Annotated in this window: 14 protein-coding genes and 1 tRNA gene; 11 read left to right on the top strand and 4 right to left on the bottom strand. The window is 70.0% G+C overall.

Features of this window, described 5'->3' with window-relative positions; translation table 11 throughout:
* Positions 1-105 precede the first annotated feature (105 nt).
* From ASF20_RS05705 to ASF20_RS05695, 3 genes are all read right to left on the bottom strand, one after another.
* Complete coding sequence (locus tag ASF20_RS05705) at positions 106-3906, bottom strand: EAL domain-containing protein (RefSeq protein WP_056271868.1); 3801 nt, start codon at positions 3904-3906, stop codon at positions 106-108.
* A gap of 309 nt (positions 3907-4215) precedes the next feature.
* The gene (locus ASF20_RS05700; RefSeq protein ID WP_348271544.1) at positions 4216-5727 is read right to left on the bottom strand and encodes a HAMP domain-containing sensor histidine kinase; all 1512 of its coding nucleotides are present in this window, start codon (positions 5725-5727) and stop codon (positions 4216-4218) included.
* Positions 5724-6392 (bottom strand): response regulator transcription factor, encoded by a 669-nt coding sequence (locus tag ASF20_RS05695; RefSeq protein ID WP_056212909.1) that lies wholly within the window; start codon positions 6390-6392, stop codon positions 5724-5726. The genes ASF20_RS05700 and ASF20_RS05695 overlap by 4 nt, the downstream gene beginning before the upstream one ends.
* A gap of 165 nt (positions 6393-6557) precedes the next feature.
* Here ASF20_RS05695 and ASF20_RS05690 point away from each other — a divergent pair, with 165 nt between their 5' ends.
* The 11 genes from ASF20_RS05690 to ASF20_RS05640 all read left to right on the top strand — a co-directional run bounded on the left by ASF20_RS05690 (position 6558) and on the right by ASF20_RS05640 (position 16018).
* Entirely contained in the window at positions 6558-7205 is a 648-nt protein-coding gene (locus tag ASF20_RS05690; RefSeq protein ID WP_056271866.1) for a hypothetical protein, read from the top strand.
* 52 nt (positions 7206-7257) lie between these two features.
* Positions 7258-7605, top strand: a complete 348-nt coding sequence (locus tag ASF20_RS05685; RefSeq protein ID WP_056271864.1) for a hypothetical protein — start codon at positions 7258-7260, stop codon at positions 7603-7605.
* 82 nt (positions 7606-7687) lie between these two features.
* Positions 7688-8152, top strand: a complete 465-nt coding sequence (locus ASF20_RS05680; protein ID WP_056271862.1) for a hypothetical protein — start codon at positions 7688-7690, stop codon at positions 8150-8152.
* 133 nt (positions 8153-8285) lie between these two features.
* Complete coding sequence (locus ASF20_RS05675; RefSeq protein ID WP_056271859.1) at positions 8286-8699, top strand: EF-hand domain-containing protein; 414 nt, start codon at positions 8286-8288, stop codon at positions 8697-8699.
* Positions 8700-8936: 237 nt separating this feature from the next.
* On the top strand, positions 8937-9854 hold the full coding sequence (locus ASF20_RS05670) for a branched-chain amino acid ABC transporter permease (protein WP_056271856.1): 918 nt from the start codon (positions 8937-8939) through the stop codon (positions 9852-9854).
* A gap of 3 nt (positions 9855-9857) precedes the next feature.
* Positions 9858-11243: a high-affinity branched-chain amino acid ABC transporter permease LivM gene (gene livM / locus ASF20_RS05665; RefSeq protein WP_082501194.1), complete on the top strand. Its 1386-nt coding sequence runs from the start codon at positions 9858-9860 to the stop codon at positions 11241-11243.
* A 104-nt stretch (positions 11244-11347) separates the two neighbouring features.
* The gene (locus tag ASF20_RS05660; RefSeq protein WP_244476333.1) at positions 11348-12172 is read left to right on the top strand and encodes an ATP-binding cassette domain-containing protein; all 825 of its coding nucleotides are present in this window, start codon (positions 11348-11350) and stop codon (positions 12170-12172) included.
* A complete protein-coding gene (locus ASF20_RS05655; RefSeq protein ID WP_056271855.1) occupies positions 12169-12951 on the top strand; it encodes an ABC transporter ATP-binding protein in 783 nt (260 codons plus the stop codon). Before ASF20_RS05660 ends, ASF20_RS05655 begins: the two co-directional genes overlap by 4 nt.
* Positions 12952-12953: 2 nt before the next feature.
* Complete coding sequence (locus tag ASF20_RS05650) at positions 12954-13319, top strand: DUF6867 family protein (protein ID WP_056212921.1); 366 nt, start codon at positions 12954-12956, stop codon at positions 13317-13319.
* 86 nt (positions 13320-13405) lie between these two features.
* Positions 13406-14527 carry a branched-chain amino acid ABC transporter substrate-binding protein gene (locus tag ASF20_RS05645; RefSeq protein WP_056212923.1) on the top strand — a complete coding sequence of 374 codons (1122 nt, stop codon included), beginning with the start codon at positions 13406-13408 and terminating at the stop codon, positions 14525-14527.
* A gap of 849 nt (positions 14528-15376) precedes the next feature.
* Positions 15377-16018 carry a DedA family protein gene (locus tag ASF20_RS05640; protein WP_056271873.1) on the top strand — a complete coding sequence of 214 codons (642 nt, stop codon included), beginning with the start codon at positions 15377-15379 and terminating at the stop codon, positions 16016-16018.
* A 238-nt stretch (positions 16019-16256) separates the two neighbouring features.
* Here the strand turns inward: ASF20_RS05640 and ASF20_RS05635 are convergent.
* Positions 16257-16332 (bottom strand) — tRNA-Asn (locus tag ASF20_RS05635).
* Between the last annotated feature and the right edge of the window lie 261 nt (positions 16333-16593).

The raw sequence follows: 16593 nt of genomic DNA, 5'->3' as shown, positions 1-16593 counted from the left end.
GAGATGCAAAAGCAAGCCGCCAACCCCGTTGGCCGCCCGCCGATGAACCGGGGTATACGGATCCCCGAATCTCCTGTCAACAGCCTTGTGACAGAAACACGACGTTCAGGCCGCGTCGCGCAGGCCTTCGAGGAACCGACGTGCCTCCTCGGCCGGGAGGGGGCGTCCGAGGAGGAAGCCCTGCGCCTCGGTGCAGCCTTCCTGGCGCACCCGCGCCATCTGCTCTTCCGTCTCGATTCCCTCGGCGGTGATGCTGGCGCCGAGCTGGGTGCCGAGGTCGACCACCGCCCGTACGATCACCGCGGTGCCGGGATCGGCGATCTCGCGGATGAAGGACCGGTCGATCTTGATCCGGTCGAAGGGGAAGCGGCGCAGGTAGCTCAGCGAGGAGTAGCCGGTGCCGAAATCGTCGAGGGCGATCCGGACCCCGAGAGCCCGCAGGCGGTGCAGGCAGGCGAGGACCGCCTCGGCATCCTGCATCAGCACGCTTTCGGTGATCTCCAGTTCCAGGCGCCGCGCCGGCAGCCCGGAGGCCGACAGGGCGGCGACCACGCTCTGCTCCAGGTTCGCTTGCCCGAACTGGACCGCCGAGACGTTGACCGCGATGCGCCGGTCCCCTGGCCAGGAGGCCGCCTCGGTGCAGGCCTCCCGGAGGGCCCAGCTTCCGAGCTGACGGATCAGCCCGGTCTCCTCCGCAAGGGGAATGAAGGCGCCGGGCGCAATCATGCCCCGCACCGGATGCTGCCAGCGAAGCAGGGCCTCGAAGCCCTTCACGGCGCCGCTGTCGAGGTGCAGGACCGGCTGGTAGTGCAGGCTGAAGCCGCCCGTGCGCACCGCCTCGCGCATCTCCAGCTCGAGGAGGTTGCGCTGGGTCGTCGCCGCATCCATGGCCGCCTCGTAGAAGCGATAGGTGTTCCGGCCGGCCGCCTTGGCCCGGTAGAGGGCGATGTCGGCGTTGCGGAACAGCGTGTCGGCGTCGGCACCGTCCTGGGAGCCGAGGCCGATGCCGACGCTGACCCCGATCCCGACCCGGTGCCCGTCGAGGTCGACGGGCTGCTCCATCGCCTCGATGATGCGGCGCGCCGCGAGCCCCGCTTCCTGGGGATCGTCGAGGTCGGCCAGGATGATGGCGAATTCGTCGCCGCCCAGGCGCGCGACGGTGTCGCCCTCCCGGACCACGCTGCGCAGGCGGTCGGCCACCACGCGCAGGAGCGCGTCGCCGGCCGGATGACCGAGGGTGTCGTTGACGGCCTTGAAGCGATCGAGGTCGCAGGCCAGGACCGCGAAGCGGCCGCCCCGGCGATCGGCGCGGGCGAGGGCGTTGCTCAGGCCCTCCTTGAACAGGAGCCGGTTCGGCAGGCCGGTCAGCCCGTCATGCAGGGCCATATGGGCGATCCGGCCCTCCGCCAGCTTGCGCGCGGTGACATCCATCGTGAGCCCCACGATCTTCACCGGCTCGTTCGACTCCGGGTCGGTCACGACCCGGGCGAAGCTCTGGAGCCAGCGCGGCGGATCGCCTTCCGGCGCGGCCAGCCGGAACTCGCCGCTGTAGGATCCGCCCTCGGCGAGGCAGCGGTAGACCTGTCCGTACAGGACCGCGAGGTCGCCCGCATGGATGTGGCGGTCCCACGCGCCGATGCCGACCTCCACCGGCCTGTCGGCCGCGTGGCCCGCCGGCACCGGGAGGCCGTACATCCGCGCGCTGTCGACGGAGTGCCGGACGGTGCCGCCCTTCAGGTCCCAGGACCAGAGTCCGGCCCCGGCCGATTCCTGTGCGAGCCGCAGGAGATTCGAGGTTTCCTCCAGGGCTTGGCGCGCCGTCACGATGTCGTCGATGTCGAGGGCCGTCCCGAGCAAGCCGACCATCACGCCGTCCTCCCGGATGGGCAGCATGACGAGCTTGTGCCAGCGATAGACGCCGTCGTGCCGGAGGAGGCGGCCTTCCATCTCGTAGGCATCCCCCAGCCGGCGGGCCTCGCTGAAGACCGCCTCCATCCGCGCGGCATCCTCCGGGTGATTGCGGGCGAGGCGGGCCTCCCGGCTGATGCCGATGGGTCCGTAGTAGTCCTCGAACCGCTGGTTGACGTAGGTGGCGGTGCCGTCGTGGAGGGAGACGACCCAGACGATCTGCGGCAGGGAATCGGCGAGCGCGCGGTACCGGGCCTCGCCCAGGCGCAGGGCCTGCTCGGCGGCGACGCGCTCGCTGACGTCGCGCGCGGCGGTGATGGTTTCGAAGGGCCGCCCCGCCTCGTCGCGCACGAGCCGCGTCTGCGCCTCCACCCAGATCCAGCGGCCATCGCGGTGGCGCAGGCGATGGGTGATGCGGCCCGTCTCGGTGCGCCCGGCCCGGAACGCCTCGAGGAACGCGCGCGTGGCGGGCGCATCCTCGGGGTGGAGCGAGGCCTCCAGGGGCAGGCTCAGCATCTCCTCGGGGCTGTAGCCGAGGAGATCGCGGGCGGCCGGAGAGACGTAGGTGCGGACGTTCGCGACGCTGCGCCGGACGATCATGTCGGAGACGGAATCCGCGAGGATGCGATACCGCCGCTCGCCCTCTCGGGTGCGGGCCTCCGCCGCCCGATGCTCCGTGACGTCGGTGAAGGTGTGCAGGATGCCGCCGTCGGGCAGGGTCACGCCCCGGACCTCGAGGGTGGTCCCGTCCGGACGCGGCCAGTCGATCCGCAGGGGCGTCCAGGCGCCGGTCGCATCGCGCAGGCGCGGCCGGCCGTCCTGGGCGGTCGGCATCGCCGAAAACTCGCCGCGCTCCGTCAGGTGCGCGAGGATGTCGGACAGGAGCGCCCCTTCGCACAGGATCGCCTCCGGCAGGTCCAGCAGTTGCAGGGCCCGCGGGTTGAGCAGCCGGACGCAGCCCTGCGCATCCATCATGATCAGGCCCTGGTCCATGGTCTCCAGGGTCGCGCGCAGGCGCAGGTCCTTCTCCCGCAGCTGCGCCTCGGAGGCAGCGAGGTCGGTGACGTCGAGGACGAGGCCGTAGAGCGCCGTGAGGCGGCCACCGGCATCGCGCTCCACCGCGCCCTGGACGATCACGTGACAGAGGCTGCCGTCCGGCCGGACAATGCGGGCCCGCCCCTGGTAGGCGGCGCCCTCAGGCCCGTCGCTCTCCAGAGCGTTGGCGATGCGGGCCGAGACCGCGACCCGGTCGTCCGGATGGTAGTAGGCGAGGTGGTCGTCGAGGGAAATCTCGCCGCCGGGGGGCATCGGCCGCCCGAAGACACCACATAGTCCCTCGGACCACGAGACGGTCCGGGCCCGCGCATGGATGCGCCAGTAGCCGATATGGGCGACGGACTCGGTCATCCGCTGGGCCTCGACCACGAGCTTGAGGTCGGCGGCCTTGGCGGCAAGGAGCACCTCTGTCCGCTGGCGCTCCGCTCGCTCGATCTGACTCGCGCGCTGCGCGACGGTGAGCCGGAGGTGGGCCTCGACGACGGTGCCGAGGTCGCGCAGTTGCGCCACGCGAGTCGCGTCGAAATCGTCGCGCGGAACCGTGTCGATGAGGCAGAGCGTGCCGAGGGGCAGGCCGTCCGACAGGGCGAGGGGTACGCCCGCGTAGAACCGGGCCCGCGGTCCCCCGGTGACCAGGGGGCTCGTCGCGAACTCGGCATCGTCCAGGATGTCGGGCAGGACCAGCACTGCGCCGGGCGCCCCCAGGATCGTCCGGTCGCAGAAGGCACCGGCCCGGGAGAGGGTGCCCCCCTCGGCGACACCGCATCGCGCCTTGAGCGTATAGGTCTCGCTGCCGGCAAGGTTCACGAGGGCGATGGGCACGCCGAACAGAGCGCAGGCTGTCCGGCAGACGGCATCGAGATGCGCCTCCGGCGTACACTCCAAGAGTCTCAGGTCGTTGAGGATGGCCAGACGCTGCGCCTCGACGCTGGAGCTCGGCACGACAACCCTTTCTCACCGACGCACAATCCACGGAAACGCCGCGATCCGCGTCTCAGGACCCCGAAACCGGCAGGCCCCGCTGTCGATGACGGGTCCGAGCCGGCACAGGATGAACATCAACCGGTCTTGCGGACACCCGCGACGAAACCGCCCGATGCGAGACCATGCCGTGCCAGCCTTTCACTTTCCTTTATGCCCGCGACGTCTCGGCGACGGCCGTGCGTTCCTTGGTGGCGCACCGGCTCGTTTGTCCGGGAAGGCGGCGTTGCACACCGTCGACGTCGGTTCTTCGCGAGACATCGGCGGCCGTCACGCCGGCAAAAGCAACCGGGCACTGAGACCGCCGAGATCCGAGCGCGTGAGGCGCAAGCCCCCGCCGTACAGCTCGGCGAGCTCCCGGGTGATCGAGAGACCGAAGCCGTGGCCGGGCACGCTCTCGTCGAGGCGTCCGCCGGGCCGCACGGCGCGGGCGGCCGCCTCCGCGTCCAACCCGGGACCGTCATCCGCCACGGTCACGGCAATTCCCGCCTCCGTGGCGGCGGCCGAGACCCGGACGCGACCGCGGCTCCACTGGCAGGCATTGTCGATGAGGTTGCCGAGCATCTCGTCGATGTCCTGCGGATCGCAGGCCACCGCGAGGCCGGCCGGCAGGTCGAGCTCGAGGGCGAGGCGCTTCTCGGCGTAGAGGCGCCCAAAGGTGGTCCGCAGGTCGGCGAGGGGACCGGCGAGTTCGGTCCGGGTGCGGGTCGCGCCGCCCAACGCGGCGGCCCGGGCGCGCCGCAGGTGGTGGCGCACCTGCCGGTCCATGGCGCCGGCGAGCTCGGCGAGGCGACCATCCGGGTCGCGGGTCCGGTCCGAGAGGGCGAGGGTCAGGGTGGCGAGGGGCGTCTTCAGGCCATGGGCGAGGTTCGCCACGTGGGTGCGGGCCCGTTCGAGGTTTGCGGCGTTCTGGTCGAGGAGGGCGTTCACCTCGCCCACCAGGGGACGGATCTCGGCGGGCTGCGGGCCGGGGATCCGGGGCCGGTGTCCGGCCCGGACCTCGGCGATGTCTCGGCGCAGCTGCTCCAGGGGCCGCAGGCCGAGGCGGACCTGCAGGACGGTGCCGGCCACCAGGCAGAGACCGAGGATCCCGAGGATGGCCGCGAGGGTCAGACCGGCCTCGCGCAAGGGTCCGTTCAGGGCCTTGGCCGGGGCCGTGGCGATGAGGAGGGCCGGCGGCGTGTCCCCCTGGGCGGGCAGGACCTGGATGCGCAGGATCAGGGCTTCGCCCCAGGGGCCGGTGCCGTCGCCCGGCTGGGGGCGGTCCGGGTCCCGGTCACGGGGTGGCCGGGCCGAGCCGGGGCCGCCCGGGATCGAGCCGCCCAGGGCGGACGGGTCCGGCAGGCGCGGGTTGCGCGTCTCCAGGGATTCCCCCTGGAGGGACTCGGCCCGCAAGGTCCTGCCCCCCTGGCGAACCTGCCAGTACCAGCCGGAACGCGGGCGGTCGAAGGGCGGCCCGTCCAGCGCACGATCGAGGCGCAGGCGGTCGCCAGGGCCGCGCTCCAGGCTCGACGCCAGGGCGACGAGCTGGCTGTCGAGGCGGCTGTCGAGCTGGGTCCGGACGAAGCGGTGCAGGACAAGCCCGATGGCGAGGCCGGCGACCAGCAGGGCCACGGTGACGAGGCCGAGGGCGGCCAGGAGCAGGCGCCGCTGCAGGGAGCCGAGATGGAGGAGCCCGACGGGCTTCGGGGGCGGACCGGGCCGGTCGGACGGCGCGGGCTTGGCCGGCGGTTCGTGCCCAACCGCGCCGGCGTGCCCGGCAGGAGGCTTCGTCGGGGTCACGCGGGATCGCCCGGGAGCAGGCGATAACCGTGGCCACGCACCCCCTCGATCCGGGCGGGGGCGATCTTGCGGCGCAGGCGGGTGATGATGACCTCGACCGAGTTCGAATCGACGTCGGCATCGCCGTCATAGACCCGCTCGATGAGCTGGCTGCGCGGCATCACCCCGTCCTTGTGCAGGATCAGGCAGGACAGGACACGCCATTCGAGGCCGGTGAGCTTCAGGGGCAGGCCGTCGCGCTCGAAGGTGCCGAGGCCGGATTCGTAGGAGAGGGGACCGCAGGTGACGCGGGACGCCCCGTGCGCGGTCGCCCGGCGCACCAGGGCACGCAGGCGGATCACCAGCTCCTCGACCCGGAACGGCTTGACCAGGAAGTCGTCGGCCCCCGCCTTGAAGCCCGCGACCTTGTCGCTCCAGCCGTCCCGCGCCGTGAGGACGAGGACCGGTACGGTTCGGCCAGCCGCCCGCCAGGCCTGGAGGACGGTGAGCCCGTCGCGCCTGGGCAGGCCGAGATCGAGCACCACCGCGTCGTAGGTCTCGGTCTCTCCGAGATGCTGCGCGTCCTCGCCGTTCGCCGCGTGGTCGAGGGCGAAGTTCTCGGCCCGCAGGGCCTTGGCGATCTCGGCGGCGAGCGGCGCATCGTCCTCCACCAGCAGGAGTTTCATGGCGTGGTGTCCGTGGGTGGAAGGGCGAATGTGGACCGGCGAGCGGCCTACGCCGCGTCGTTTAACGGGGGCTGAACCGTGCGGTTCAGATCGGGTTGGAGGCCCTGACCTAGAACGGCGTCAACCCGAGAGGGCAACCGCCGAACCCCGGAAGGACAGGCCACCATGACCGAGACCGCCCAGACCCCCGCGCCCGCCAGCCTCACCCCGACCCCGAAGCCCTCGCGCCGCGCTCTCGTCGTCGGCGCCATCGCGGCGCCCCTCGCCTTCGGCGCGGTCGGCCTGTCGCTCGCCCAGACCGGAGCCTCGGTGATGACGCCGGTGGCGCCCACGGCGATCTCCGCCCTGAAGGCTTCGGGCTCCATCGCCGCCAAGGGCGACGTCGCCGAGATCTACGGCAACAAGTTCGTGATGCAGGACGGCACCGGCAAGGCGCTGGTCGAGACCGGCCGCCAGGGGGAGGGGGGCGCCCTGGTGAAGCCCGGCGAGGCCATCACCGTGCAGGGCCGGTTCGAGAACGGCTTCCTCCACGCCCTGCTGATCACCCGCGCCGATGGCAGCCAGGTGCGCGTCGGCCCCGCCGGCGGCCCACCCGCCGGAACCCTGGACTGGGCCAAGGACAAGGTGGGCCTCGGGGCGAAGCCCGACGTGCCGGCCCTGAGCGCCCGCGTCGAGGCGGCCGGCTACTCCGACATCCGGGTCACCGGACGGGGGCCGCGTCACCTCGAGGTCGCCGCACGCGGCACCGATGGGCGCGAGCGCCAGCTCCATGTCGGCTTCGACGGTCAGGTCCGCGAGAAGCGGGTCTTCTGAGCGTCCCCTGCGCCGTCTCCCCCCTTCGATCTCACCCGGCAGGACATCCATCATGACGAAGACCACAGCCCTCCTCGCCGCCGCCGCGATCCTGATCGCCGGCGCGGCCGTCGCCCAGCCGGCCCCGCCGCCCGGCGGTCCGCACCCCGGGCCGGAAGCCGGCGCTCCTCCGGGCGGCCCCCGGCGCGGTCCCGATGCACCGCCGCCGCCGAAGGCCGCCCATTTCCGCCTGGAGCGGGGCGAGACCGCCATCGAGGTGAAGTGCGCCGACGAGGCGCCCATGAAGGCCTGCGCCGACCTGACCCTGCAGATGCTCGACCGCCTCGCCGCGCTGCCGCAGCCGGACGCGTCGAAGACCGACGGGTCCAGGCCAGAAGCGGCCAAGCCCGACGCCCGCTGATCCCACCCCGAACAGCGATGCGGCGGCTCCCCGAGCCGCCGCATCCCGACCTCCCTCCTTTGACAGAGAGCACCCTATCCTGATGCCCCCAACATGCAGCACGCACGGAACGATCTGGGCCCTGTTCGGCCACCGCCTCGCGATCGAGTCCCCCGAGGGCCGCGTCCTCGTAGATCTCGGCCCGGAGGGCGCCAGGGCGCTCGCCCTCACGGGCGCGACGCTGACGCCGGGCGACGCCATCGCGGTGACCGGCGAGCGGAAGCCCTCGGAGATCAAGGCCATCGCCATCACGGCTCCAGACGGGACACGGCACGCCATCGCCCGGCCGCGTCCCGAAGACGGCGATGCGGGTCAGGCCGATCCGACGGTCGCCTTCGCGGCACTCCGAAAGGCGGGCTTTCAGGTCGAGGGGGAGGCCCGGCGCAGGCCAAAGCATTTCGAGATCCGCGCCCGGAAGGACGGCGGGTATGTCGAGGCGCACGTAACCTTCGCGGGGGTGATCCGCAAGACGAAGGCCCTGTCCGGGGCTGCCGCGCCGACCGGCTGACCAAGCGTCATGGTGCCGGGCCGAAGGGGGACCACCGGCACGGACGCGATACTGCATTGCAACAGCAAGCTTTCGCCGCTCCATTTCAGCGTGATAGATCGGCAATCGTTACTGCTGATACGGAGCTCTTCGCATGTCCTATCTGTCCCGCCTCGCCGTCGTCCTGGGTGCCGCCGCCCTCGCGCTTCCCCTGGCCATCCCGGCTTTCGCCAAGGGTCCGGGCGCATCGCAGGTGATCTCGATGGTCGACACCGACAACGACGGCACCATCGACCTCAAGGAGGCCCAGGCCGTGGCCGGCGCCCTCTTCGACAAGCTGGAATCCGACAAGGACGGCACCGTCGACGCCAAGGAGCTCAAGGGCCGCGTCAGCAAGAAGGCCCTCAAGGCCGCCGACCCGGATTCGGACGGCACCCTCGACAAGACCGAGTTCCTCGCCCTGGTCGAGGCCCGCTTCAAGGCCGCCGATCCGGACAACGACGGCACCCTCGACGCCAAGGAGTTGAAGACCCCCGCCGGCAAGGCCCTGGTCTCCCTCCTCAAGTAAGTCCGACCGGTGCCTCGGGCACCGGAGCACGACCCACCTCCCGGGACGGCCCGGCGCTCCCAGCGCCGGGCCGTTCGCGTTTCAGGGTCCGGGAAAGCTCACCCCGGGACTCGCCGCGAGGATTGACCGGAGGCGGCAGTTCAGAACATTCCAGGCTGGCACGCCATTCGCAAACAGCGTCTGCCGATCGCAGACAGCGTTCGCCGATGGCTGCGCCGTCGAAACGAAGGCCGGTTCATGGAATTTTTCGCCCAGCAGTTCATCAACGGCCTGACGCTCGGGTCGATCTACGGGTTGATCGCCCTGGGCTACACCATGGTCTTCGGCATCATCGGGATGGTGAACTTCGCCCATGGCGACGTGTTCATGCTCTCATCCTTCATTGCCCTGATCTTCTTCCTCATCCTCACATCCTGGCTCGGGCTGACCTCGGTCGCCCTGGTGTTCCTGATCGTGCTGGTGCTCGCCATGATCCTCACGGCTCTCTGGGGCTGGGCGATCGAGCGGGTCGCCTACCGGCCCCTGCGCGGCTCCTTCCGCCTCGCGCCGCTGATCTCGGCCATCGGCGTGTCGATCTTCCTGTCGAACTTCGTCCAGGTGGTGCAGGGCGCCCGCAACAAGCCGGTGCTGCCCCTCGTCCGGGACGTCATCGTGCTCTACCAGAACGAGCAGTACACCGTGACCCTGTCCTACAAGCAGGCGATCATCATGACGACGACGGCGCTGCTGCTCGCCGGCTTCTGGTACCTCGTGCAGCGCACCTCCTTCGGCCGCGCCCAGCGCGCTTGCGAGCAGGACCGGCGCATGGCGGCCTTGCTCGGCATCAACGTCGACCGGACGATCTCGCTGACCTTCGTGCTGGGCGCGGCGCTCGCCGCCGTCGCCGGCACCCTCTACCTCCTCTATTACGGCGTGGTCTCGTTCTCGGACGGGTTCGTGCCCGGCGTGAAGGCCTTCACCGCGGCGGTGCTCGGCGGTATCGGCTCGCTGCCCGGCGCGGTCCTCGGGGGCCTGATCATCGGCCTGATCGAGACCTTCTGGTCGGCCTACTTCTCGATCGAGTACAAGGACGTGGCCGCGTTCCTGATCCTCATCGTGGTGCTCATCTTCAAACCATCCGGCATCCTCGGACGCCCCGAAGTCGAGAAGGTCTGAGCCATGGCGCAAGGATCGACGACTCACGGATCGACCATCGGTGCGGTGTCCCCCACCGTCAGCCGCCGCTCCGCCGCGGCCCTGCCGGAGATGCTCAAGGATTCCGCCCTCTTCGCCCTGGTAACGCTCGGGTTGAGCATCCCGGTGGTGGCCTACCGCACCGATCTCGGGCAGGGCACCGGCCTTGAACTCACCGGCCGCTGGGGAGTCGTCGCGGGCCTCTGCCTCGCGGTGTTCGTGCTGCGCCTCGGCCAGCGCCTGCTGCTGGGCGAGGTCGCGCGCCGGCGGGAGGCCCACCGCCTCGCGACCGTCGATGCGGCCCCGGTCGTCGCCCGGGCCGGCCGCGTCCTCGGTCCGCTGACGCTGGCCGTCGCGCTCACCCTGCCGCTGCTCGCCACCCTCGGCTCGGGCGGCCTGTCGGAGGGGCGCTACTGGATCGACCTCGGCATCCTCATCCTGACCTACGTCATGCTCGGATGGGGCCTCAACATCGTCGTCGGCCTCGCCGGGCTGCTCGACCTCGGCTACGTCGCCTTCTACGCGGTGGGGGCCTATTCCTACGCGCTGCTCTCCACCGTGTTCGGGCTCTCGTTCTGGATCTGCCTGCCGCTGGCCGGCCTGTTCGCCGCCGCCTTCGGGGTGCTGCTCGGCTTTCCGGTGCTGCGCCTGCGGGGCGACTACCTCGCCATCGTGACCCTCGCCTTCGGCGAGATCATCCGCCTCGTCCTGATCAACTGGGTCGACTTCTCCGGCGGGGCCGCCGGCCTGTCCTCGATTCCCCGCGCCAGCTTCTTCGGCATCCCGTTCACGGCCGGGGAGGGCGGCTTCGCCCAGACCTTCGGGCTGAGCTTCAGCCCGATGCACAGGATCGTCTTCCTCTACTACCTGATCCTGGTGCTGGCGCTGATCACCAACCTCGTCACCCTGCGCATGCGTCGCCTGCCCCTGGGGCGTGCCTGGGAGGCCCTGCGCGAGGACGAGATCGCCTGCCGCTCGCTGGGCATCGACACTACGATAACGAAGCTCACCGCCTTCGCGCTCGGCGCGATGTTCGCGGGCTTCGCCGGCTCGTTCTTCGCCGTGCGCCAGGGCTTCGTCAGCCCCGAAAGCTTCAACTTCCTCGAGAGCGCGATCATCCTGGCCATCGTGGTGCTCGGCGGCATGGGCAGCCAGGTCGGCGTCGCCATCGCGGCGATCGTCATGGTCGGCGCCCCGGAACTGCTGCGCAACCTGTCCTTCCTCAAGGCTGTGTTCGGCGAGGGCTTCGACCCGAACGAGTACCGCCTGCTGCTGTTCGGCCTTGCCATGGTGTGCATGATGGTCTGGCGCCCGCGCGGGCTCATCTCCGAGCGCTCGCCCTCGGTCCGCCTCGGGGGGCGCACCGCATGACGCGCGCCACTGGTACCACCCGCCTCGCCACCCTGCGGGACGCGCCCCCGGCCGCGAATCCGGGCGGCCCGGTCGACCCGATCCTCGTGGTCGACCACCTGACCATGCGGTTCGGCGGCCTCACCGCCGTCGGCGACCTCTCCTTCAAGGTCGGGCGCGGCGACATCACCGCGCTGATCGGCCCGAACGGCGCCGGCAAGACCACGGTCTTCAACTGCATCACCGGCTTCTACAAGCCGACCGAGGGCATGATCCGCTTAGCGCAGGCCGGCGGCGAGACCTACCTGCTGGAGCGCCTGCCGGGCCACGACGTCAACCGCCTCGCCCGGGTCGCCCGCACCTTCCAGAACATCCGCCTGTTCCCGCAGATGACCGTGCTGGAGAACCTGCTGGTCGCCATGCACAAGCCCCTGATGCGGGCCTCCGGCTTCTCCCTCGCGGGCATCCTCGGCCTGCCGGGCTATCGCCGGGCGCAAGGTGAGGCGATCGCCAAGGCCGCCGGCTGGATCGCGCGCATCGGCCTGACCCACCGGGCCGACGAGCCGGCGGGCGATCTGCCCTATGGCGACCAGCGCCGCCTGGAGATCGCCCGCGCCATGTGCACGGACCCGGTGCTGCTCTGCCTCGACGAGCCGGCCGCCGGCCTCAACCCGCGGGAATCGGCAGACCTCAACACCCTTCTGCGGATGATCCGCGACGAGTACGGCACCTCGGTGCTGCTCATTGAGCACGACATGTCGGTGGTGATGCAGATCTCCGACCGCATCGTGGTGCTCGATTACGGCGTCAAGATCGCCGACGGCACGCCGGACGAGATCCGCAACGACACCCGGGTGATCGCGGCCTATCTCGGCGTCGACGACGAGGAGGTGGCGGCGGTGGAAGCGGAAGTCGGACTTGCCGGAACCTCTACGGGATTAACGGCATGAGCGTCGCGGGCATCAACGTGCTGGTGGACGAGACCCGCGCCCGGATGGACGCCGCGAAAGCGCCGCTGCTCAGCGTGCGTGGCGTCTCGGCCTATTACGGCAGCATCCGCGCCCTGAAGGGCGTCGACATCGACGTGCACGCGGGCGAGATCGTCGCCCTGATCGGCGCCAACGGGGCCGGCAAGTCCACCCTGATGATGACGATCTTCGGCCAGCCCCAGGCGCGCGAGGGCACCATCACCTTCGCAGGGCAGGACATCACCAAGCTGCCGACCCACGAGATCGCCCGGCTCAACCTGGCGCAGTCTCCCGAGGGAAGGCGGATCTTCTCCCGAATGACGGTGCGCGAGAATCTGCAGATGGGCGCGGCCGTCAACGGGGGGAAGCATTTCGCCGAGGACCTCGAGCGGATGTGCACCCTGTTCCCGCGCCTGCGCGAGCGTATCGACCAGCGCGGCGGCACCATGTCGGGCGGCGAGCAGCAGATGCTCGCCATCGCCCGAGCGCTGATGAGCCGGCCGCGCCTGCTCATGCTCGACGAGCCCTCGCTGGGCTTGGCGCCCCTGGTGGTCAAGCAGATCTTCTCCGCCGTGCGCGACCTCAACGCCCGCGAAGGCCTGACCGTGTTCATCGTGGAGCAGAACGCCTATCATGCCCTCAAGCTGGCGCATCGCGGCTACGTCATGGTCACGGGGGCGGTCACGATGAGCGGCACCGGCCAGGCCCTTCTCGACGACCCGCAGGTGAAGGCCGCCTATCTCGAGGGGGGATCGCACTGAGCATGGCCGACGGTTTCAGCCTCGATCTGCGCACCCTCGGAATCTTCCTCCTCATCACCGTGGCGATGGGCGGGGGTGCGGCCTGGATGACCGGCAGCGGGCTCGCCCGCGGCTGGCGGCCGTTCTGGCACTGCGTTCTGGCCCTGCTGCTGATCGCGGCGGTGACGCGGTTCCTCCACTACGCGCTGTTCGAGGACCCGCTGCTGTCGCTGCCGGCTTACCTTGTCGACGCGGCGGTCGTCCTCGCCATCGGGGCCGTGGCCTACCGCTACACCCGCACCGGACAGATGACCCGGCAATATGCCTGGCTCTACGAACGCACCGGACCGCTGAGCTGGCGGGACCGGACGAGCGCGCCGACGCCGTGACGGCGCGTCGCGAGACCACACCGCGTGTTGGCGACCGTGCCGGCGAAGCGAACGCCCGGTCCGGCGCCTCAAGAGGGGAAACGAGCATGAAGTCACTGTTTTCAGCCGGCGTCGCCCTCAGCCTGATGCTGGCGGCCACCGCCGCTCAGGCCGAGATCAAGATCGGCGTGGTGGTCCCCGTCACTGGTCCCAACGCCGCCTTCGGTGCGCAGATCAAGACCGGGGCCCAGCAGGCCATCGCCGACATCAACAAGGCCGGCGGCGTCAACGGCGAGAAGCTGGTGATGACGGTCGGCGACGACGCCTCCGATCCGAAGCAGGGCGTCTCGGTGGCCAACAAGTTCGCCTCCGAGGGCGTGAAGGCCGTGGTCGGCGCCTTCAACTCGGGCGTCTCGATCCCGGTCTCGGACGTGCTGCAGGAAGCCGGCATCGTCGAGGTCAGCCCGGCCTCCACGGCGATCAAGTATACCGAGCGCGGCAACTGGAACACCTTCCGCACCTGCGGTCGCGATGACCAGCAGGGCGCGGTGGCGGGGGCGTATCTCGCCGAGAAGTTCAAGGGCAAGAAGATCGCCTTCGTCCACGACAAGACCCCCTACGGCAAGGGCTTGGCCGACGAGACCCTGAAGGCCCTGAAGGCCAAGGGCGGCACCAACGTGCTGTACGAGGGCATCAACCCGGGCGAGAAGGACTTTTCGGCCCTGGTCTCGAAGCTGAAGCAGGCCAATGTCGACGTGGTCTATTTCGGCGGTCTCTACACCGAGGCCGGCCTGCTGATCCGCCAGATGCGCGACCAGAGCCTGCAGGCGCCGCTGATGGGCGGCGACGGCATCGCCGACCGCGAATTCGCCCAGGTGGCAGGCCCGGGCTCCGACGGCACCCTGATGACCTTCTCACCGGATGCCCGCAAGAATCCGAAGTCGAAGGCCACCGTCGACGCCTTCAAGGCGATGAACTTCGACCCCGAGGGCTACACCCTCTACTCCTACGCCGCCATGCAGATCCTCGCCGACGCGATGAAGGCGACGAAGTCCACCGACGGCCAGAAGGTCGCCGCCTACATGCACGAGGGCAAGCCCTTCAACACGGTGATCGGCGACATCGCCTACGACAAGAAGGGCGACATCACCCGCCCGGACTACGTGATGTACATGTGGAAGAAGGGTGCCGACGGCTCGATCAACTACGCCGGCAACGAGCAGCCGTAGGCTCCGCCGAGCGTCGTCGCCGATCGGGGCCGGGGGGGCGATCCCCCGGCCTTTTTCGTGCGGAGCCGCGAAGGGGACGGCTCCGGGCGCGACGAACCTGCACACCCCGTCAGCCGGCCACAGCGCCAGGTCGGCTCCGGTTGTCGCAACGGGTCGTGGGCGGTTCTCCGCGTCCGCGCGCATTCCACCCTGACGGAGCAGATATAGCCACACGCGCCGGAAGACCGACGTCCCCCGTGACGCCGACCCCGAGGGCGGCGTCGACCCGGACCATCGTCCACGCAAGATCGCCCGACGAGCTGGAGACGGAGGCTCCGAGACCTCCGCGCCCAGGCGACATCCCAACGACGGAGCGATGACCGTGAGGCGACATGGCTCCCGGTCGCCGCATGCCAGACCTGTTCTCGCCGAACCCCCGGGAGGGTTAACGGGCCGGTCCGCTTCCGGTACCCCAAGCTGTGCCGTTGGACTGGCACGCCACTTGAGGAGCCTGGATGACCCTAGACGTGCAGCACGATCGCTCTGCCTCGCCGCTCGCAACCGTCTCTCACGAGATCTATCCGTCCCCATTGCCAAGTCCAGAGCATCCGGGCGACGACGCTCCGGTGCCTGCGCCCGATACGCCGACCGCCCCGAGCTTCGAAAGCGACTGTTTCGCGGGCTTCGGCTCCTTCAGCTGATCCCCCAACAGAGTAGCGCTCCGCCTCCGGCAATGGTCCGGGGGCAGGGCGTTGCGGGCACCGCAGGATAGCGGTGACCCAATTTTCAGGCACGGCTCAGCCACAGCCGAGCCCCGTTCCCGCCATGTTCGCCCGCTCTGTGTCGCGGGATTGCCGAACGGGAATGCCCATGTCCTTCCTCACGAACCTGCCCATCGCCGACCTGATCGCCAGCTACGGTTATATCGCGATCTTCGTCGTCATCGCCCTGGAGAGCGCGGGCGTACCGCTGCCGGGCGAGACGATCTTGATTTCGTCGGCGGTCTATGCCGGCAGCACCGGCCAGTTGAACATCGGCCTGATCATCCTGGCGGCCGCGGCGGCCGCGATCCTGGGCGACAATCTCGGCTACTGGGTCGGCCGCCGCTGGGGCATGCCGCTCCTGCTGCGCTATGGCCACCTGATCGCCCTGGATCACGGCCGCCTCAAGCTCGGGCAGTATCTCTTTCGCGAGCATGGCGGGAAGATCGTCTTCTTCGGCCGCTTCACCGCGATGCTGCGCGCCTATGCAGCCGTCCTCGCGGGCGTGAACAAGCTCGATGCCCGCCGCTTCCTGATCTTCAACGGCCTCGGCGGCATCGCCTGGGCAACGATCATGGGCCTCGGCTCGTATTACTGCGGCCGCTCGATCGAGCATGTCGCCGGGCCCGTGGGCCTCGCCCTGCTGGCCGTGGTGATCTTCGGCGGCCTCGCCCTCTGGCTGTTCGTGCGCAAGCACGAGACGCGCCTGCTGGCGGAGGCCGAGAGCGCGATCCCCGGCCCACTGACCTGATCGACGCCCCCCCGAGACGAACCCCGTCGGCCTCCGAGGCCGGCGGGGTTCGTCGTTCACGGACAAGTGCGAGAGGCGCGACGCCGGAAGAGAGCAGGCTTTACCGAGAACATCGCCGCGTGGCGTACTCGACGAAGGCGTCGAACCAGCGGCTGCAAGAATGCGGGGCCAGATCCCAGGACCGGCTCAACCGCTCTAGCTGACTCATCAAGAGTACAGCCAAGTCTTGAAGAAAGATTGGCTCCCCGAGCAGGACTCGAACCTGCGACAAAGCGATTAACAGTCGCTTGCTCTACCAACTGAGCTATCGGGGACCGCGATCGGGGGTCTACACAGCGCTTCGCCGGGACGCAAGAGTGTCTGGACCGGTGATTTGACGATTCCGTCACATTTTTTGACCGGCGCCCGGGGCGTTGCCGGAAATCCTCGCGACCCGGACTGGAGCCGCGTGGAACCGGAGGCGGGGGATCGAGGCGCAGGACCGAAGATGGTCCCACCGAGGCGTGCGAAGGGGGGACGCATCCGTCCGTGCAGCCTAATTTGCAGAGATCGTTCAAAGGCCGTTGCCCTCACGC

Origin of the sequence: Methylobacterium sp. Leaf88 (assembly GCF_001422795.1) — a bacterium.
Classification (GTDB): domain Bacteria; phylum Pseudomonadota; class Alphaproteobacteria; order Rhizobiales; family Beijerinckiaceae; genus Methylobacterium.
Note: the sequence above shows the minus strand (reverse complement) of the source record. Positions and strands in the feature narration are given on the sequence as shown.